This is a genomic window from Arthrobacter sp. BK1 (genome assembly GCF_056680055.1).
This window is the reverse complement of sequence record NZ_CM155263.1, coordinates 2,343,805-2,361,700: the sequence shown is the minus strand read 5'-3', so window position 1 is coordinate 2,361,700 and position 17,896 is coordinate 2,343,805. Positions and strand designations below refer to the sequence as shown.

Genomic DNA, 17,896 nt, shown 5'->3' with positions numbered 1-17,896 from the left:
CCATGACCGGGTACACCTCGTTCGACGTCGCCCACCTGGGGAACGTGGAGCTGCTGACGCCCACCTTCGAGAAGAGCCTGTGGTTCTTCCGTGATCTCCTGGCGATGCGGGTCGTTGCGGAGTCCGGTGATTCCGTTTACCTGCGCACGTGGGACGAGTACCAGCTTTACTCGGTGAAGCTCACCTCAGCGGCGGACGCCGGCGTCGGGCGGACCACCTTCCGCACCACCAGCCAGGAAGCGCTTGAGCGCCGCGTCGCCGCCATTGAGGCGACGGGACTCGGCGTCGGCTGGGTTGACGGCGAAGTGGGCACCGGCCCTGCCTATGCCTTCCGCGACCCCGACGGACACGATCTGGCCATTTACTACGAGACAGAGCGGTACGTGGCCACCGATGACAAGCCGGCGCTCAAGAACCAGGCCTCCGCCTTTCCCGGCCGTGGCGTGAACGCCCGCCGGCTGGACCACATCAACTTCCTCGCCAAGGACGTGGTGGCCAACGGCGAATTCATTGCCACCGCCCTGCAGGGGCGCGAGAGTGAGAGGATCAAGCTCGACGACGGCGGATACGCCGCGTGGTGGTTCCACTTCAACAACAAGTCCTACGACATCGTCTACTCGGATGACTGGACCAAGCACGGCAACCGGCTCCATCACGTCGCCTTCGCCCCGGACACCCGGGAGGACATCCTCAAGGCCGCCGACATCTTCCTCGAGAACGGCATCCACATCGAGTCCGGCCCGCATAAGCACGCCATCAACCAGACCTTCTTCCTCTACGTCTGGGAGCCGGGCGGAAACCGGATTGAACTGGCGAACGCCGGCGCCCGCCTGCTGCTGGACCCCGATTCCCCTGTGGTGGAGTGGACCCAGGAGGAACGCAGGAAGGGCCAGGCCTGGGGCATGAAGACCATCGAGACGTTCCATACCCATGGAACGCCGAACGTCCAGTGACCGGAAATGAACCAGGGACCAGAATTAAGTTATCCGGCAGTACTGCACAGAGAGGTGCTTGAGCCATGACCAACACAGTGAACACAGCGGCCCCGGTGACAACGGGGCTGTACATCGGTGGCGCGGAACGCCGGGCGTCCGCCACGCTGGACGTGGTTGATCCGGGAAAGCCGGGCGTCGTCGTCGGGCATGCAGCGGCGGCAGGTCCCGGGGACGTGGACGATGCCATTGCCGCGGCGAAGGAGGCATATCCCGCCTGGTCTGCGCTGAGCGCCCGGGAACGCGCCGAACAGATGCGGGTGGCACTTGAGGGGATCGCCGACTTCCGGGACGAGGACGCCGCCATCCTCTCGCAGGAAAACGGAAAGATCCGGATGGAGGCGTGGGTGGACTCCCTCGTCTTCGAGATCCGGTGGAACCTTGCCCTGGCAATGGCGGATGAAGTGGACGCCACCAGGGTGCTCCCGCCGGCGCCAGGCACGCCCGTATCCACCACTGTGGCGTTCCAGCCGCTCGGCGTGGTGACCATCATCGTGCCGTTCAACTGGCCCATAGCCATCCTCGCGGCGTCGCTGCCGCACGCCCTTCTCGCCGGCAACACCGCCATTGTGAAGCCACCGCCCACCACTCCCCTCGCCACAACCCGGGTGGTCCAGCGGATCGCCGAGAAGCTGCCGCCGGGCGTGCTGAACGTAGTGACGGGCAAGGACGCTGATGTGTCAGCCCTGATCACCAGCCCAGACGTGGCGAAGGTGTGCTTCACCGGCAGCGTCGCCGGCGGTAAGCGCATCATGGAAATGGCCTCGAAATCACTGACCCGGGTGACCCTGGAGCTTGGCGGGAACGATGCCGCCGTCATGCTGGAGGACGCGGTCCTCGACGACGTCCACCTGGACCGGCTGTACGCCGCGATCTTCGACACCACCGGGCAGATCTGCATGAACGCCAAGCGGATCTACGTCCACCGTTCGCGCCTGGACGAGGTGGTGGCGGGACTTTCGGAGCGGCTGGACAGGGCGGTGATCGGCTACGGGCTCGCCGAGGGCACCACGATGGGTCCACTGCATTCCCCTGCCCAGAAGGCCTTCGTCAGCGAAATCATCGAGGAGGCGAAGGCCGCCGGAGCGGACGTCCGGGAGTTCGGAACCCTTCCGGCAGACCCGGACCTGCAGGGCGGCAACTTCCTGCGCCCCGCGCTGGTGATCAACCCGGACCCCTCGCTGCGGGTTGTGACGCAGGAACAGTTCGGCCCCGTGATCCCGCTAATTCCTTTCGACACGGAGGAAGAAGCTGTGAAGATGGCGAACGACACCTGGTCCGGGCTCTGCGGGTCTGTGTGGACGGCCGATCCAGGGGCGGCCAACCGGGTGGGCGGCAAGCTCGTCTGCGGTTACGTCTGGGTCAATGACCACGGGGCCACGCGCCTGGACCTGCGTGCTCCGTTCGGCGGCATGAAGCAGTCCGGCATGGGCAGGGAACAAGGGATCGAAGGAGTCCGCGCGTTCCAGGACACCCGCTCGATCGCCCATCTGGATCCTGACGCCCTCGCCGCGGGCTGAGGCCGGTCCGCCACTTTACCTATGTACATTCCCTATCCACATAGGTAAAGTGGTGTGTGGGCGCAACGGGGCGCCTCGCCGAAAGGACCTGCGATCGTGACTAAAATTTCGCACGCGACCAACCGTGCAGCATCCCTGAACCTCATGAAGGATTTCTCGCTTGAAATGACCGGGAAAGACATCCCGGCGCTCATCGAGGCCAGACCCCTGATCCCGCTGGGCACCCGCATCAACGTGACCTTCCTTGGCAACGAGGACCTGGAAATGCGGGTGGCCGCGGCCAAGGCAGTGCGCGAACTCGGCTTCGTGCCCGTCCCGCACCTCTCGGCCCGCCGCCTGAAGTCCCGGCAGCAACTTGAGGAGTTCCTCGGACGCCTGCAGGAGGTCGACGCCGCCGGGCACCTGTTCGTCATCGGGGGCGATCCTGCCCAGCCCGAAGGGCCGTACAGCGACTCGCTGGCCGTCATCAACAGCGGAGTGCTGCAGCAGTTCGGGGTCCGCGAAGTGGGGATGTCCGGCTACCCCGAAGGCCACCCAAGCATCCCCAGCGAAACCCTGTGGCGTGCGCTGGAGGAGAAGTCAGCGGTGCTCCAGGAGCAGGGCCTCGACCCCCTGATCGTGACCCAGTTCGCGTTTGACACTGATCCCGTTGCCGGCTGGATCGACGCCGTCCGGGCCCGCGGCATCAACGCTCCCATCCGCGTCGGTACGCCGGGCCCGGCAGGAGTCAAGCGGCTCCTGGGCTTTGCGCGCCGCTTCGGCATCGGCGCCAATGCCATGATCGTGAGGAAGTATGGCTTCTCCCTCACCAACCTGATGGGGGTTGCCGGCCCGGACAACTTCGTCAACGACCTGGCCGCAGTGCTCGCCGAACACTCCGCGGGCGGCGGCCCCGGCCTGGCCGGGCCGGTCGGACTGCATTTCTACACTTTCGGCGGCCTGGCGGAGACCGCCACGTGGGTCCGCCGGTTCAACTCCGGGCAGGAGTGAGGCGGCAGCGATGGCTGTGCACACCGAGGCCAAGCGGGACCAGGCATGCCTGATTGTCCACGGTCCGGACCAGCCGGGGATCGTCGCCGCGGTGGCGGCCCTGGTCACCCGCAACAAAGGGAACATCGTCTCGCTCGACCAGTACTCGTCCGATCCCACCGGGGGTGACTTCTTCCAGCGGGTGGTGTTCAGCCGGCCCGATCTGGCAGTAGCGATGCCCGCGCTCGAGGACGACCTTGGGCAGACCCTCTCCCCGCTGGGGCTGGACTGGACCCTGACGGACCAGTCCGTTCCCAAGCGCATGGCCATCCTGGTCTCCACGTCCGATCACTGCCTGCTTGAACTGCTCTGGCGGCACCGCCGCGGTGAGCTGCCGGTGACCATCCCCATGGTGATCTCGAACCACACCAATACTGCCGAGGACGTCCGTTCCTTCGGCGTCCCGTTCTTCCATGTGCCCTCACTGGATGCGGACAAGTCACATGCGGAGGCCGAGATCCTGAAGCTGCTGGCGGGCAATGTGGATTTTGTGGTGCTCGCCCGCTACATGCAGATCCTGTCCCCGGAGTTCCTCGACCGGGCCGGGGTTCCGCTCATCAACATCCACCACTCCTTCCTGCCCGCGTTCATCGGCGCGGCCCCTTACCGGAAGGCGAAGGCGCGCGGCGTGAAACTGATCGGCGCAACGTCGCACTACGTGACCAAGGACCTCGACGAGGGCCCGATCATCGAACAGGATGTGGCCCGGGTGACGCATGCCCACACCGCCACCGACCTGCAGGCCCGTGGCGCGTACGTGGAGCGGGCCGTCCTCTCGCGCGCCGTGCAGTGGCACGCCGAGGACCGCGTCATCCGGCACGGCAACCAGACCATCGTTTTCTGATCCGTCCCACTTGGATCAAGCAACCACAACAGAGCACATCGACAGACAAGAGGTTCATCGTGGCACCCAGGAATCTGCAGGAAGTACTCGATTCGTCCCGCGGCGCGGTTGACCTGCTCCGCAACTCGCAGATCGGTTCCTACATCTACCCGGTGGTTCCGGCCGACTTCCAGAACTGGATCAAGGAGCAGACAGCGTGGCGCCAAACCGCGGTGCTGTACGACCAGTCCCACCACATGGACAACCTGTTCATGCGGGGTTCGGACGCCATCAAGCTCATCTCGTCCACGGCCATCAATTCCACGGCCGTGTTCCCCGTGAACAAGGCCAAGCAGTATGTGCCCACCACAGCGTCCGGCCACGTGATCGGCGACGGCATCCTGTTCCGCGAGGGCGAGGACGAGTACACCTATGTCGGCCGCGCCCCGGCAGCGAACTGGCTGCTGTACCACGGCGAAACCGGCGGCTACAGGAATCTGGACATCACGGTGGACCGCCGTTCCCCGTCCAGGCCCTACGGCGGGAAGGTCAACCGCCACTACTACCGTTTCCAGATCCAGGGCCCGAACGCCTGGCAGGTCATCGAGAAGCTCAACAACGGCCCGCTCGAGCAGCTCAAGTTCTTCAACATGTCCACGATGACCATCGCCGGCACCACCGTCCGCACCCTTCGCCACGGCATGGCAGGCGCACCGGGCCTGGAGGTCTGGGGCCCCTACGCTGACCACGGCCGTATCCGTGACGCGATCGTCGAGGCAGGGGCCGAGTTCGGGCTGGTTCCCGTTGGTTCCCGCGCCTATCCTTCCAATACCCTGGAGTCGGGCTGGATCCCGTCGCCGCTGCCGGCCATCTACTCCGGTGAGGCCGAGCGCGGGTACCGCGAATGGCTTCCTGCCGACGGCTACGAGGCCACTGGAACCCTGGCCGGTTCGTTCGTGTCCGCGAACATCGAGGACTACTACCTGACCCCCTGGGAGCTCGGCTACGGCTCGTTCGTGAAGTTCGATCACGACTTCATCGGCCGCGACGCCCTTGAAAAAGTGGATCCCGCTTCGCAGCGCAAGAAGGTCACCCTGGCCTGGGACGGCGGGGACGTTACCTCGATTTTCGCCTCGCTGTTCAACGTTGAAGGCCCGAGCTACAAGTTCTTCGACCTGCCCCTCGCGAACTACGGCTCCGCGAACTACGACTCCGTCGTCGACGCTGACGGCACCGTCGTCGGGTACTCCATGTTCACCGGCTACAGTGCCAACGAACGGCGGGCACTCTCCCTCGCGACGATCGACCCCAACGTCCCCGAAGGCACTGAGCTGAAGGTCGTGTGGGGCGAGCCCGACGGCGGAACCTCCAAGGCCGCCGTCGAGCCGCACGAACAAACTGAAGTGCGCGCCGTCGTCAGCCCGGTGCCGTACTCCTCCGTTGCCCGCGCAACGTACCAGGGCGGGTGGCGGACAAACTACAAGTCGGCCTAGGCTGGAAGCCGGCCCATCAGGGGGCTGCGTGAGCCCCCTGATACCGGCGTCCGGCCACCTAAGGAGTCCTCCATGAGCCTGCGATACGCGCTGCTTGCGCTGCTTCGTGTGGGGCCGCTCTCAGGCTACGAACTGCAGAAGCAGTTCTCGGCCTCTGTTGGACACGTGTGGCACGCGCCGGACTCGCAGATCTACCCGGAGCTGCGCAAGATGGAGGCCGAACACCTTATCGAAGGTGAAGAACAGCCCCGCGGCCAGCGCGCCACCCGGAAGGTCTACCACGTGACGGAGGCGGGGGACCAGGCGTTCCAGGCCTGGATGCACACCCCTTTGGAGTATGCGCGGGTCCGCGATCCCGCCCACCTTCGGGCGGCCTACCTCGAAGCAACCACCCCTGAGGCGGCCCGCGAGTTCTTCCGAGCGCACATCGTGCAGTGGGAAAGCGAGCTCGCGCAATGGGAGCGGGAACTCCTGAGGATAGAGGAAGTTGCCAACCCCATGCTGGTACGCCGGCTTGCCGTGACGGAACCGGAGGACCGCGAGCGCACTATCGCCTTCAAACGGTTCACCTACGAAGGCCTGGTGGAGCGTGCCCGCGGGGAAATCGCCTGGGCGCAGCGCGGCCTCAAGCTCATCGACGAACTCGGCGGTACAGGCCGCGTCCAGCCGAACCGGGGCAGCGCCCGCGTGTAGCGCGATGCCCCCGGCCGTTTTAGCCGTTCACCCTGCAGCGCCTAGCCGAAGTTCTCCGCGGTGGCGTATCCCCTGCCGTTGTACTTCTGGACCAGGACCGAGGAAACGGCCGGCTGACCGTCAACTGTGGTGTCCACGGCCGTGCCTTCGAGCATCAGAGGCGCCTGCAGGCCCTTGATATCCCGCAGGGCCGTCATGAAATTCTCACGCGTCGGCTCGGTCATGTTCTCGAACGCCTCCTCAAGCGTGGCGCCCACCATGTAGCTCCACATGCAGTGCGGGAACGCCGGCATGTCCGGGTAGTTGCCGTATTGCTTGAGGTCCGCCAGGAACTTCACCACGTCCTCATTCTGGGCGAACTCCGGGCTCTGCGGCGCCTTGGCGAAGGAGACAGTGTAAATGCCCGGATAGGCCGCGGCACCTCCCGGCTGGAGGATGGCGGTGGGGCTTGAGGTGTTGGACGGCAGGAACCAGCTGGGCTTCCAGCCGATCTGCTGGGCCTTCTGCAGCGATGCAATCACCAGCGGGGTGATGGACATCGCGTTGAAGAAGACGTCAGCGCCCGACGCCGCCAGCTGGGTCAGCTGCGCGTCCACCGATGTGTCGGTGGCCTCGTACGTCTGTTCCCCGACGATGGAGACATTTGAGGCTCCCTGGACGGCTTCCTTGAAGCCCTCCACATACCCCTTGCCGTAGTCATCGTTCTGATACAGGACCGCGACCTTGTGCTGCTGGCCCGACTTCGCGAGCAGCTCGCCGAAGGCCGATCCCTCGTTCTGGTAGATCGGGACGAAGCCGATCTGCCAGGGGCTCTCCTCCCGGTCGCTGAACAGCGGGTCGCCGGTCATCACCAGTACCTGGGGGACCTTGGCGCTGATGGCAGCATCGCGGAAGGCACGGTTGGTCGGTGTGCCAAGTCCTGACGTCACCGCAAAGACGTTGTCCGAGACCATCTGCTGGAAGTTCGACAGCGACTTCTGGGGATCGTAGGCGTCGTCGTAGGCCTTGATATTGACGGTCCTGGTCTTGCCGTCGCCGAACTTCACGCCGCCCGCTGCGTTCACGGAACCGAAGTAGGCCTGGACGCCTGCGACGGTGCAGGTACCGGGTCCAGCCGTCGCACCGCTCAGCGGAGTGGTGACACCCAGGGTGATCGCCGAGTCCGTGATGCCCGGCGCCGCCGTGGTCCCGCCGCCCTCCCCGGGCGCCGTGCGGGTGCATCCTGTGAGGGAGAGCGCAGCGATCGATGCCATCGCGACGATGCCAAGGACCCCGCCTGATTTTTTTCTACTCTTCATGATCGATCTTGCCTCTCTGTTTTTTCGAGTCCCTCCGGCGCGGGCTCCGTGGCTGGAGGGGGCGCCGGAGTGGTCTGCGGAGGATGACTCCCGGTGGTGGTTCGGGCGGTGGTGGGACGGTTGGTGCGCCCGCGCATGAGCCGTCGGACCACCCGGGGAAGACTGACCAGTCCCTGCGGCAGCAGGAAAAGGACCACGAGAAGGATGGCACCCTGGCTGGCTGTGGTGAAGCTGGGATCGATGGCGTTCGTGAGCTGCGGAACAAAGACGTAGTACGCGCCACCGATCAGCGAGCCGATGATGCTCCCCGCGCCACCGATCACCATGGCCGCCAGAAGGCTGATGGAGTGGCCGAAGCTGAGGGTCTCGGGCGAGGTGTACTGCACGGCAGCCATGTAAAGAAAGCCGCTTGCCCCGCCGTAGATCGAGGCGATGGTGAACGCCAGGACTTTGGTGCGGTAGGGCGAGACACCCATGGAGGCAGCCACGGCTTCGTTTTCCTTGACCACTCCGAACGCCCGCCCGTACTTGCCGCGGACCAGGTTCCGCGCCAGGAGGAAGGCGACCACCGTCACCAGCAACACGATGTAGTACTGCCACTGGTCGCTATAGAGGTTGCTCCACTCGGGGGCGTCCGAGAAACGGGCCGAGATGCCCTGGGACCCGCCGGTGAATTCGTCGAGCCGCTTGGCCAGCGGGACCCCCACAATAGGCAGCGCGATGGTCACCATGGCGATCGCGAGGCCGCCGAGCCGGGCCGCTGCGAGCGCCACGAGCAGCCCGACGATGCCCGCGACGGCGCAGGCGGCAATGAACACCACCACAATGTTCCAGTCATGGTTGACGCCGTAGGCGGTGACGTAGGCGCCGAGCCCAACGAAGAAGATCTGGCCCAGGTTGACCTGTCCCGTGTAGCCCATCACGATGTTGAGCCCCAGGACGGCCACGGCGTAGACCCCGATCCGGACCAGTGTCTGGTTGGCGAACGGCGGAAGGAAGAGCGGGGCCGCGAGCAGTACAAGAGCGAGCACCACAACAAGGGCAATCCGCGCCGGCCTGCTGCGGAGAACGGACGGTGCGTTGCTCATCAGACCCTCACCACGACCTTTCGGCCGAACAGGCCCTGGGGACGGAGGATGAGGATGACGAAGATCAGGGCAAACGGCACAGCGATCTTCAGGTCATGGCCGATGAGGGGCACGTAGACGGCGACGAGGTTCTCCAGGACGCCGATCGCTGACGCGGCAAGCACGCAGCCGATCGGGCTGCTCAGGCCGCCGAGGATAACGGCGGCGAGCGCATAGACGAGTGCGGTGTCGAGCATGCCGGGGGTCAGGGTCAGTTGCGGGGCCACCATCACGCCGGCAATGGCACCGAGGGTCGCGGCGAGCCCCCAGCCGATCATCAGCAGCCGCCCTACCGGGAGGCCCGAAAACGCGGCGGAGCCGGGGTTGTCGGCGACTGCCCGGAGCGCGAGCCCCAGCTTGGTCCGGAGGAAGAGCACCTGCAGGACCACCATGATCACGATGATGGTCAGGGTGGTGGCAAGGGACCGGACGCTCACCACAGCGCCGAGGATTTCCAAGCTGGTCAAGGGGAAGAGGGAAGGGAACGGAAGGTTGTTGTAGCTCCAGACGACGGCGGCGATGCCGGTGACCAGTGTCAGCAGGCCGATGGTCACCACCACGGCCGTGTCCGGGTCGCCGCGTTCGAATCGGCGGACCAGGAACCGTTCCACCAGTGCGCCGATGAAGAAGGAGAGCACCACCGAGAGAAGAATTGCGGCAATGAGCGGCAGGCCCCACTGCACGAAGGCGTAGGCAATGTACGCGGACAGGACGGCCATCCCGCCCTGGGCAAAGTTGATCAGGCCGGTCGCCTGGTTCACCAGCACGATGGCGAGGGCCAGGGCGGCGTAGACGGAGCCGGTTGCCAGGCCGTCCACCACAAGCTGGATAAAGGTCCCCAGGGTGCTCAACCCCCCAGGTAGGCGCGGCGGATCTCGTCCATGCCCTTGAGTTCGGCCGAGGTGCCGGTCAGCACGTTGCGTCCTGTCTCCAGGACGGTGGCGGTGTCCACCAGCGAGAAGGCGAGGTTGGCGTTCTGCTCCACCACCACCATGGCGATGCCGGACTCGAGCCGCAGCCGCCGGATGGCCTCATAGACGGTTTTGGCCGTGCTCGGCGCCAGCCCCAGGGACGCTTCGTCGAGCAGCAACAGCTTGGGTTTCGCCATGAACGCCCTGGCGACAGCGAGCATCTGCTGCTCACCCCCGGAGAGTGCCGCCGCCCGCGAGCCGATCCGGTCCTGGAGCTGCGGAAAGAGGTCGAGGCAATAGTCGACGTCGGCGGAGATCCCCTGCCGGCCTTTGCGGAGGTAGGCGCCCACCAGCAGGTTTTCACGCACGGTGAGCTGGCCCAGGGTTCCACGGCCTTCCGGTACGTGGGCGATCCCCAGCGCGGCAACCTGGTCGGGGCGGAAACCGCGGATTTCGCGGCCCTCGAACGTGATCCGTCCGCTGGTACGGACGGTGCCGCTGATGGCGCGCAGGGTGGTGGTCTTGCCCGCCCCGTTGGCGCCGAGGATGCCCACCGAACCGCCCTCGGGCACGCTGAGCGACACCCCGTCGAGCACCTGCACAGGCCCGTAGGACGCGGTCACGCCGGCCAGTTCAAGCAGCGTCATCCGCGGCGTCCTTTCCGATGTAGGCCTCGATCACCCGGGGATCTGATTGCGCCTGGGCGGCAGTGCCCTCCATCAGCTTGCGGCCGTGGTCCAGCACCACCACCTGGTCGGTGAGGGCCGAGATTAGCCCCATGTGGTGCTCGACGATGACTATGGTGATGTCCTGCTCGGCACGGACCCGCTTGACGGTACTGATCAGGTGCTCCACCTCACCGTGCGACAGCCCGGCGGCAGGTTCGTCGAGCAGCAGCAGTGAGGGTTTGGAGAGCAGCGCGCGCCACAGCTCAACACCCTTGTGCAGCCCGTGTGAGAGTTCATCGGCGGGCCGGTCCGCCGCCCAGCCCAGGCCTGCGCGGTCCAGGAGTTCGAGCGCCTCCGAGCGCATCCCCCGCTCGGCCCGGACGGTGTGCGGCAGCCGCAACGCCCACGGGATGGGCCCGCCGGGGAGCCTGGTGTGGCCCCCGAGGAGCACGTTTTCCAGGACAGTGGAGTGCAGCTGCAGGGCAGGATGCTGGAAGGTCCTCGCCAGGCCCAGGCGCGAAAGGTGCGACGGAGCGCTGCCCAGCACCTCAGTGCCGTCGATGGTGATGGAACCCGAATTCGGCTTGTAATGGCCGCTGATGCAGTTGAAAAGGGAGGTCTTTCCCGCACCGTTGGGACCCACCAGGCCGAAGATGACGCCCGGCTCCACGTTGAAGCTCACTTCCTGCAGCACCTTGACGCCGCCGAAGTGCAGGTTCACGTCCTTCAGGCTCAGGCCTGCGGCCACCCTCTACCTCCCTGTCGCATCATTGCTCGGGATAGACGCGTCCGTCACGTCCGCACGAAACAGACGCTACGGATCGAAAACGAAATTGTCAACGATTTTGAAACGAGTTTTCACGCCCTTTTTCATGACGTGCGGTAGCCGGCCCGCGCGTACTCGGTGAAGGGGGCCGGGGCGACAGTGGCGCGCATTTCCACCTGCCGATGGTGTTCCACCTGCGCCTTCCCGGAATTGGGTTCCTCACCCCAAAGGACGGTCACTTCGGTTCCCGTTTGGGCATGCTCGACGTCGATGGTGGCCAGGGAGAGGAAGACCTGCTCATTGGCCAGGTAGCCGACGTCGAACGAGATCCCGACCGTGTTGCCGTCCTTCAGGATCCGGTCCGTCTGGAACAGCGCATAGCGCGACTTGGGGAGCTCGATGTACTTGGCGGGATTGCCACCGCCGAGGATGGATCCAAGCGCTTTGGTCACGTCCTCGTTGTTCCACACCAGCGTGACCTTCGTGCGCCGCTGGTTTTCGGCATGCCGCTGCAGGGCTTCTTTGCCGAGGAACTCGTGGTCGAAGGAGACCGAGCGGCCGAGCCCGATGTCGTACGGAGTGACGTAGTAGTCGGCGACCTCCGCCGAGTAGAAGCTGCCCCCGAATGAGCCCGCCTTCGAGAGGTCGAGCCATTCACGGTAGGCCTTGAGTTCGGGCTCGAAGATTGCCGGCGGCGGCGACGGCACCCAGCCGGAGCCGAGGTTCGCCGAGGAATAGCCCTTCGCCCCGACCTGCGTGATGCCAAATTCCTCGCCGTCCGCGAGCAGTTTCGCGTGCACTGCCGCGGCATCTGCCCACGGACCCCACAGCTCGAAGCCCGGCTGCCCGGCCATGCCGTGCCGCAGAACGCCCACGTTGCGCCCGTCGATGCTGACTTCACCCATGTGGAAGAACTTCAGCTCCGGCGCCGGCTGCCCGGTGACCTTCTCGATGATGGCGGGTGCGTTCGGCCCTTGCAGTTCGTAACGGAAGAGTTTCGGATCGCCCTTGCGGATCAGCGAATGGTCATCGCGTTCCAGCGTGAGGTCCCAGCCGCCGTCGACGATGTTGTATTCCACCCAATCGGCCAGCATCGGAAGGGCCACAAGATCGAAGGAGTCCTCGGCGAGGTGGAAGAGAATACCGTCGCCGATGAGGTAGCCGTCGTGGTTGACCGCGACCAGCTGCTTCGCGCGGCCCACGTGATAGGCGGCAGCTGAGTTGGTGCCGATCCAGGTGAAGAACTCCGTCGCGTCGGGACCACTGACGAACAGGTCCGCCATGTGGTGCGACTGGTCCAGCAACGCGCAAGCGTCCCGCCACGATGCCTGTTCAGTCCGCCAGTTGGTGAACTCCGGAGTGACGGGAAAAGTGAAGGGCCGGGACTTGGCATTGCGCAGCACCTCAACGGCGCTGCCCTGCTGATCGATTGCTGACTGCAGGCTCTGGTTGGTCATGACAATTCCCTCCTGTGGAATCCAGGACGGCCACGTTGCCGTCAGTTATCCCCCTGCCACCGACTGGATGATGAGCACCTCCTGGCCCGGAGCCACTTCGGTGTCCAGGCCGTGGAGCCGGCGCACTTCGTCCCCGTCCACGTAGATATTGACGAACCGGCGAAGTGCACCGGTTTCGTCACGCAGGCGCCTGCCCAGCACCGGGTAACCTCCGGTGACCGCATCCAGCAGCGAAGCCACAGTCAGCGGCCCGGCAGCAGGCGCAGTCAGTACCGGCTGGCCGCCGGCCAGAGGCTGGAGGACGCTGGGCAGCACCACACTGATGTCAGGCACCGCTGACAGCTGCCCCTGAGAGTACGGCGGCCCGGACACACAGGACGTCGGGAAGATGCGAGGCCACCTCGCGGAAGGTTTCCCCCTCATCCGCGCTGGCGAATACCGTACCGCCGCGTGTGCCGAAGTAGACGCCTGCCGGTTCAGCCGTATCCACCGAGGCGGCGTCGCGCAGGACGCTGTTGTATTCGTGCCCGGGCAGTCCCGCATCCAGCCTCTTCCAGGTGCCGCCGGCGTCGTCGGTGCGGTGCACGGCAAGCTTTCCGTCAGGCGGGATCCTCTCGCCGTCGGCCTTCAGCGGGACAACCCAGGCAGTTCCTTCGCGGCGCGGGTGGGTCAGCATCACGAAACCAAAATCGGCCGGCAGGCCTTCTGCGATGGAGTTCCAGTTTTCCCCGTCATCGTCCGTGCGGTAGACGCCGTGGTGGTTCTGCGCATAGAGCCTGCCGTCGACGGCGGCGTCCGCGGCGATTTTGTGGACGCACTGGCCGAATTCAGGGTTGGGATCCGGCATGAAGTAGGCCGAGATCCCCTTGTTCCTGGGCTCCCAGGAGGTTCCGCCGTCGAGCGAGCGGTAGACCCCGCCGGTACTCATCGCAACGTGGACCTTGTCCCCGGCGGGGCTCACCACAATGGAGTGGGCGGCAGCGCCGCCATAGCCGGCACCCCATTCGCTGCGGTGGGGGTGGTCCCAGAGCCCGCGGTTAAGCTCGAAGTGCTCGCCGCCATCGGTGGACTTCCAGACGGAGATCGGTTCGGCTCCGGCCCAGACGACGCCGGGCCGCGACTCTGCGTCAGGGTAGATCTGCCAGATGCGTTCCACTGCTGCGCCGGTATCCTCCGGAAAGGTGATTGCCCCTTGCTCCGGTTCGGTCCACGTGGCACCCAGGTCATCGGAGTGGGCAACTGTGGGGCCCCAGTGCTCGGATCTGACGCCCACCATGATCCGCGTACGGCCGTCCCGGGTGTCGATGGCGATGCTGGGAATTTCACTCATCAGGAAATGCGGGCCGGAGAAGGACCATTGCTGCCTGTCCTGGCTGGTGGCCAGCCACAGGCCTTTTTTGGTCCCGATTGCCAAGACAAAACTCTCTGCGGTTGCCATGCACCCCATGCAACCACCGCGGCCGGGCAGCCGCAACGCTTTTCTTCGCTATGTGTACTTACTTCGCTAGGTGGACCGGCAGCGCGCAACGCGGCGGCTGGTGCGCTGGTCCATCTGCTGCCCGTCAGTCCACGAATTCTGACTGGGTCTCAATAAAGTCCCAATCGGCCTCCGTGAGGACCGAGACGGGCGTGCCCGGGTGGGGCCCGCCCGCTTCGGCGATGCCCTGCAGGACAGGGAGCGGCAGCTCCTCCGCACGAAGGTTTTCCCGCAGCCACTCCTTGCTGTCCAGGTTCAGATCCAGCCACCACATGAAGATTTCCATGACCCTCACGCACCTTTCATATGCTCCAACGTTAGGCTCGGGTCCGCCATCGTTCAAGGGCCCGCCAATCCGAGTACTACCAGCCCGCTTCCGGGTACATACAGGTATCGCCGCAGGTCAAAGCCGTGCAAAGACGAGTACCTCCTACTCGCGACCGGGCCGTATCTGCGCCCCTAGCCTGATGTCATAAGCAAGCTGGCCATGCTGTTGGGGCATCGAGAGCCGTCGCTAACCCCTCCGCATGGTCCGTTTCACAACAGACTGGGGAGAAAACATCATGAAACGAGCCATCACAACTTTGGGGGTCGTGGGGCTGGCATTGTTCAGTGTCGCTGTACCGGCCTCCGCGGACAACGAAAATAAGGAAGAAAAGCTTGTGTCGATCTGTCACGGGGGGAACATGACCAGCATGGCTCCTCAGGGCGTTGGCGGGCCGAACGGCCACAGCGGGCACCCGGACGACATCATCGAGCCGTACGATCTTCTGCCTTTGGGGTTGAACTGGAACGAGGCCGATGGCTTCAAGAACTGCGGGGTCGTGGTTCCGCCGGTCGTTGTGGTCACACCGCCGCCCGTTGTTGTCACGCCGGAGACGCCCGTCATCGTCACTCCGGAGACGCCCACCATCGTTGAACCGCCTGCAGGGGCAGTGGTTCCGGCGGGGCAGACACCGGCTGCGCAGACACCGGCACCACAGGCGGCTGCTCCGAAGGCAGCCGCCCCTAAGGCAGCCGCAAAGGTTCCCGCCGCAGCAGCCTCTGCTGTCAAGGGCACCAACCAGGGCTACAACGCGCAGACCTCGGTGGGCGGGGCGGGCGAAAGCACCACCTGGCTGGCCGGGCTGGGTGTCCTGCTCGGTGCCGGTGCCCTGGTGGCAATGCGTCGCAGGTCCGGCACGGAATCGCCGACGGCGGGCTGACGCCACCGGCTTTCGAGGACTCACACCGAGGGCGTCCCGCCGTATGAGGCGGGGCGCCTTCGGCGCACTCACCGCCGTGGGGTACACCCGGCTGACCAACAAAGGGGGCACCGTGCCTAAGCATTCCGGCCAGCGTGGCATCCTCGGCCGTGTCCTTCCGGGCCGCGGGTTGAACCGTGGAGATTTTGCCATCCTGCTGTGCGGCGTCCTGGGTTTCCTTTCCCTGACCTTCGGCGCTCCCCTGCTCAACCACGCGGAGCCCGCCGTGCCGGCGGCGGCACCATTCACCACGTCCCGCGCAACGCCGCCGGCCGTTCCCTGGCCACTGTCCCTCACGCCCGAGACGACCGCACCTGCGGGTGAGCCCCTGCCTGGCGCGGCCGGAAGTGCCGCTGACCCCGTTTTGCCCGATGCCTCGGCGCCCCTTCGTGTTCTTTATCCCTCAGCGGCAATCGACACAGCCATCCACCCTTTGGAGCCGGACTCCTCGGCAGTATCCAGCCGGACCCTCGTTCCGCCCACCACGATGGACGGGTATTGGCTGACTCCGTTCGGGACGCCGGGCAACGGGTCAGGCAACACCACGTACATCATCGGGCACAGCTGGGAGGGCCGGGATGCCCCGTTCAACCACCTCAGCTCCGCCGCCTCGGTGGGCGATGTGTTCGACGTCGTCACGGCAACCGGCACCATTGCCTACCGCGTGGACAGTGTGACCACCTACCTGAAGTCCGGCCTCAAGGACAGCGACATCTGGGACATGGTTCCCAACCGCGTGGTCCTGATCAGCTGCTATACCGAAGACCCGTGGGGGAAGAACGTGGTGGTGTCGGCGTCACCGACCGGCCCATAGGAAGCCGGGCTCATCGCGCGGCGCTCTGTTCAAGCGGCGGCATGCAGGCTAAGAATGGGCGTATGACTCCAGAACGATTCAGTGCCCCGGCCCCGCTCCTCGTCGGAGTGATGCCCAACCAGCATCCGGAAGTGCTGAAGACGGCAGCAACGCTGGCTGCCAGGCTGTCTGTGCCTTTGGTGTGCGCCTACGTGGATGAGGCCAGCTACCTGGTGGAATGGGATCCGGCCAGGTCCGCCCACCGCCTTTCCCTCCACCCGGACCAGAACGGTGACGACATCCGCGCGATGACCGCCGGGCTCGAGGCGGAAATCGAAGGGGCAGTCGCCGATGCCGCGCAGGGGGGCACGCCGGTCGAGTGGACCCTGAGGACCCTGGCGGGAGATCCCGCCCGCGCCCTGGCCCGGCTGGCCGCGGAAGGCGACGCCCCCATGATCATCGTCGGAACATCCGAGAAAGGGCTGTCCCACAGGATCGCCGAGGCCTTGAGCGGCTCTGTGGGACAGTGGCTCGCCCACCATCAAAGCAGGCCGGTGCTGGTGGTTCCCTACCGGCGGCCGGCGCATGAAGACCGGGACTAGGGACGCAGGCTGAGGCTTCGGCGGCCCCTGCCGGAGCGGGTTCCGGCGGCAGAAATAATAAAGCGAAAGTAGTTATTCGAGGTGGTAGCGGTCAGCCATACCGGCAAGTAAGCTGGTTCAAGCAGAGCGATCCGGCCAAAGTTCCGGGGAGAATCTGCCCAAAGACTGCTCCGGAGTGCGTATCCCCCAATAACGCACTCCGGAGCTTTTTTTGTGCCCTTTGTGACGGCGGCCGGCTTCCGGCCCTCCCCCTCGGATTCGATACCCCCAGGGGGTACTTGACGGATACCCCCACGGGGTATAGCTTGGAAAAATGGAAGCAACCCAGGCAGCAGTGCACGGTTATACCGCGAACAAGGAAGCGTACCTGCGCCGGCTCAAGCGCATCGAGGGCCAGGTGCGCGGGATCGCCAGGATGGTGGATGAGGACAAGTACTGCATCGACATCCTGACGCAGGTCGCCGCGGTCACCAAGGCACTCCATGCGGTGAGCCTGGGGCTGGTGGAAGAACATATCGGCCACTGCGTCGTCGGGGCGGCTGCGGAACCGGATGCCGGCCTCCGTGCTGAAGCAATCGACGCCAAGGTCAAAGAGGCATCAGAGGCCATCGGCCGTCTTCTGCGCTGACGGCCGGCAACAACACCAGCCAGGAACAACACAAGCCAGTGCCAGCCACCCGCGGGCACCAACAAAGGAGCAAGCCATGAGCACCACCACCGTCAGCGTTTCGGGAATGACCTGCGGACACTGCGTGTCCTCCGTCAGTGAAGAACTTGAGTCACTCGCCGGCGTTGAAGCTGTCGACGTCGACCTCAACGCCGGCGGCATCTCCACCGTGACCATCACCTCAACCGAGGAACTCTCGCCGTCCGAGATCGGTGAAGCCGTGGCCGAGGCCGGCTACCTGGTTATCGCCAACGAGGCGTAGGAACCTGAACATCCGGGAGCCCGCAGTGAGCACAGACCACCTTCAGCAACCGGCCGGAACAAGGGTCCTTGAAC

Annotated in this window: 20 protein-coding genes; 11 read left to right on the top strand and 9 right to left on the bottom strand. The window is 65.4% G+C overall.

Annotation, left to right across the window (positions count from 1 at the left end; translation table 11 throughout):
* Window positions 1-2 precede the first annotated feature (2 nt).
* From AC1MCA_RS10675 to AC1MCA_RS10650, 6 genes are all read left to right on the top strand, one after another.
* Entirely contained in the window at window positions 3-953 is a 951-nt protein-coding gene (locus tag AC1MCA_RS10675) for a VOC family protein (RefSeq protein WP_479796798.1), read from the top strand.
* A gap of 65 nt (window positions 954-1,018) precedes the next feature.
* On the top strand, window positions 1,019-2,512 hold the full coding sequence (locus tag AC1MCA_RS10670) for an aldehyde dehydrogenase family protein (RefSeq protein ID WP_479796793.1): 1,494 nt from the start codon (window positions 1,019-1,021) through the stop codon (window positions 2,510-2,512).
* A gap of 96 nt (window positions 2,513-2,608) precedes the next feature.
* On the top strand, window positions 2,609-3,502 hold the full coding sequence (locus AC1MCA_RS10665) for a methylenetetrahydrofolate reductase (RefSeq protein WP_479796790.1): 894 nt from the start codon (window positions 2,609-2,611) through the stop codon (window positions 3,500-3,502).
* Window positions 3,503-3,512: 10 nt separating this feature from the next.
* Window positions 3,513-4,385, top strand: a complete 873-nt coding sequence (gene purU / locus AC1MCA_RS10660) for a formyltetrahydrofolate deformylase (protein ID WP_479796786.1) — start codon at window positions 3,513-3,515, stop codon at window positions 4,383-4,385.
* A gap of 59 nt (window positions 4,386-4,444) precedes the next feature.
* A complete protein-coding gene (gene ligM / locus AC1MCA_RS10655; RefSeq protein WP_479796783.1) occupies window positions 4,445-5,857 on the top strand; it encodes a vanillate/3-O-methylgallate O-demethylase in 1,413 nt (470 codons plus the stop codon).
* Window positions 5,858-5,929: 72 nt separating this feature from the next.
* Complete coding sequence (locus AC1MCA_RS10650; RefSeq protein WP_479796781.1) at window positions 5,930-6,550, top strand: PadR family transcriptional regulator; 621 nt, start codon at window positions 5,930-5,932, stop codon at window positions 6,548-6,550.
* A gap of 41 nt (window positions 6,551-6,591) precedes the next feature.
* Here AC1MCA_RS10650 and AC1MCA_RS10645 read toward each other — a convergent pair whose 3' ends face one another.
* The 9 genes from AC1MCA_RS10645 to AC1MCA_RS10605 all read right to left on the bottom strand — a co-directional run bounded on the left by AC1MCA_RS10645 (window position 6,592) and on the right by AC1MCA_RS10605 (window position 14,540).
* Entirely contained in the window at window positions 6,592-7,848 is a 1,257-nt protein-coding gene (locus tag AC1MCA_RS10645; protein ID WP_479796779.1) for an ABC transporter substrate-binding protein, read from the bottom strand.
* Entirely contained in the window at window positions 7,845-8,936 is a 1,092-nt protein-coding gene (locus tag AC1MCA_RS10640) for a branched-chain amino acid ABC transporter permease (RefSeq protein ID WP_479796776.1), read from the bottom strand. Before AC1MCA_RS10640 ends, AC1MCA_RS10645 begins: the two co-directional genes overlap by 4 nt.
* Entirely contained in the window at window positions 8,936-9,826 is an 891-nt protein-coding gene (locus AC1MCA_RS10635) for a branched-chain amino acid ABC transporter permease (RefSeq protein ID WP_479796775.1), read from the bottom strand. The genes AC1MCA_RS10640 and AC1MCA_RS10635 overlap by 1 nt, the downstream gene beginning before the upstream one ends.
* Window positions 9,823-10,533, bottom strand: a complete 711-nt coding sequence (locus tag AC1MCA_RS10630) for an ABC transporter ATP-binding protein (protein ID WP_108599578.1) — start codon at window positions 10,531-10,533, stop codon at window positions 9,823-9,825. The genes AC1MCA_RS10635 and AC1MCA_RS10630 overlap by 4 nt, the downstream gene beginning before the upstream one ends.
* Complete coding sequence (locus AC1MCA_RS10625; RefSeq protein ID WP_479796773.1) at window positions 10,520-11,302, bottom strand: ABC transporter ATP-binding protein; 783 nt, start codon at window positions 11,300-11,302, stop codon at window positions 10,520-10,522. The genes AC1MCA_RS10630 and AC1MCA_RS10625 overlap by 14 nt, the downstream gene beginning before the upstream one ends.
* A gap of 122 nt (window positions 11,303-11,424) precedes the next feature.
* Window positions 11,425-12,777, bottom strand: coding sequence for an aminomethyl transferase family protein (locus AC1MCA_RS10620; RefSeq protein WP_479796771.1), 1,353 nt, complete (start codon window positions 12,775-12,777; stop codon window positions 11,425-11,427).
* Between the two features lie 45 nt (window positions 12,778-12,822).
* The gene (locus AC1MCA_RS10615) at window positions 12,823-13,110 is read right to left on the bottom strand and encodes a MoaD/ThiS family protein (protein WP_479796769.1); all 288 of its coding nucleotides are present in this window, start codon (window positions 13,108-13,110) and stop codon (window positions 12,823-12,825) included.
* Window positions 13,103-14,224, bottom strand: a complete 1,122-nt coding sequence (locus tag AC1MCA_RS10610; protein WP_479796767.1) for a WD40/YVTN/BNR-like repeat-containing protein — start codon at window positions 14,222-14,224, stop codon at window positions 13,103-13,105. Before AC1MCA_RS10610 ends, AC1MCA_RS10615 begins: the two co-directional genes overlap by 8 nt.
* A gap of 115 nt (window positions 14,225-14,339) precedes the next feature.
* On the bottom strand, window positions 14,340-14,540 hold the full coding sequence (locus AC1MCA_RS10605; protein WP_479796765.1) for a hypothetical protein: 201 nt from the start codon (window positions 14,538-14,540) through the stop codon (window positions 14,340-14,342).
* 400 nt (window positions 14,541-14,940) lie between these two features.
* Here AC1MCA_RS10605 and AC1MCA_RS10600 point away from each other — a divergent pair, with 400 nt between their 5' ends.
* The 5 genes from AC1MCA_RS10600 to AC1MCA_RS10580 all read left to right on the top strand — a co-directional run bounded on the left by AC1MCA_RS10600 (window position 14,941) and on the right by AC1MCA_RS10580 (window position 17,822).
* Window positions 14,941-15,459 (top strand): hypothetical protein, encoded by a 519-nt coding sequence (locus AC1MCA_RS10600; RefSeq protein WP_479796764.1) that lies wholly within the window; start codon window positions 14,941-14,943, stop codon window positions 15,457-15,459.
* A 112-nt stretch (window positions 15,460-15,571) separates the two neighbouring features.
* Complete coding sequence (locus tag AC1MCA_RS10595) at window positions 15,572-16,312, top strand: class F sortase (protein ID WP_479796762.1); 741 nt, start codon at window positions 15,572-15,574, stop codon at window positions 16,310-16,312.
* Window positions 16,313-16,374: 62 nt separating this feature from the next.
* Complete coding sequence (locus tag AC1MCA_RS10590; RefSeq protein ID WP_108597722.1) at window positions 16,375-16,893, top strand: universal stress protein; 519 nt, start codon at window positions 16,375-16,377, stop codon at window positions 16,891-16,893.
* Between the two features lie 313 nt (window positions 16,894-17,206).
* Window positions 17,207-17,521 carry a metal-sensitive transcriptional regulator gene (locus tag AC1MCA_RS10585; RefSeq protein WP_479796760.1) on the top strand — a complete coding sequence of 105 codons (315 nt, stop codon included), beginning with the start codon at window positions 17,207-17,209 and terminating at the stop codon, window positions 17,519-17,521.
* A 76-nt stretch (window positions 17,522-17,597) separates the two neighbouring features.
* On the top strand, window positions 17,598-17,822 hold the full coding sequence (locus AC1MCA_RS10580) for a heavy-metal-associated domain-containing protein (protein ID WP_108597724.1): 225 nt from the start codon (window positions 17,598-17,600) through the stop codon (window positions 17,820-17,822).
* The last annotated feature ends 74 nt before the right edge of the window (window positions 17,823-17,896 follow it).

Bases quoted from the DNA above. Each gene is read 5' to 3' on its own strand.
- AC1MCA_RS10675 (WP_479796798.1), top strand. From the start codon at position 3: ATGACCGGGTACACCTCGTTCGACGTCGCCCACCTGGGGAACGTGGAG.
- AC1MCA_RS10670 (WP_479796793.1), top strand. From the start codon at position 1,019: ATGACCAACACAGTGAACACAGCGGCCCCGGTGACAACGGGGCTGTAC.
- purU (WP_479796786.1), top strand. From the start codon at position 3,513: ATGGCTGTGCACACCGAGGCCAAGCGGGACCAGGCATGCCTGATTGTC.
- AC1MCA_RS10650 (WP_479796781.1), top strand. From the start codon at position 5,930: ATGAGCCTGCGATACGCGCTGCTTGCGCTGCTTCGTGTGGGGCCGCTC.
- AC1MCA_RS10645 (WP_479796779.1), bottom strand. From the start codon at position 7,848: ATGAAGAGTAGAAAAAAATCAGGCGGGGTCCTTGGCATCGTCGCGATG.
- AC1MCA_RS10640 (WP_479796776.1), bottom strand. From the start codon at position 8,936: ATGAGCAACGCACCGTCCGTTCTCCGCAGCAGGCCGGCGCGGATTGCC.
- AC1MCA_RS10630 (WP_108599578.1), bottom strand. From the start codon at position 10,533: ATGACGCTGCTTGAACTGGCCGGCGTGACCGCGTCCTACGGGCCTGTG.
- AC1MCA_RS10620 (WP_479796771.1), bottom strand. From the start codon at position 12,777: ATGACCAACCAGAGCCTGCAGTCAGCAATCGATCAGCAGGGCAGCGCC.
- AC1MCA_RS10610 (WP_479796767.1), bottom strand. From the start codon at position 14,224: ATGGGGTGCATGGCAACCGCAGAGAGTTTTGTCTTGGCAATCGGGACC.
- AC1MCA_RS10605 (WP_479796765.1), bottom strand. From the start codon at position 14,540: ATGGAAATCTTCATGTGGTGGCTGGATCTGAACCTGGACAGCAAGGAG.
- AC1MCA_RS10600 (WP_479796764.1), top strand. From the start codon at position 14,941: ATGACCAGCATGGCTCCTCAGGGCGTTGGCGGGCCGAACGGCCACAGC.
- AC1MCA_RS10590 (WP_108597722.1), top strand. From the start codon at position 16,375: ATGACTCCAGAACGATTCAGTGCCCCGGCCCCGCTCCTCGTCGGAGTG.
- AC1MCA_RS10585 (WP_479796760.1), top strand. From the start codon at position 17,207: ATGGAAGCAACCCAGGCAGCAGTGCACGGTTATACCGCGAACAAGGAA.
- AC1MCA_RS10580 (WP_108597724.1), top strand. From the start codon at position 17,598: ATGAGCACCACCACCGTCAGCGTTTCGGGAATGACCTGCGGACACTGC.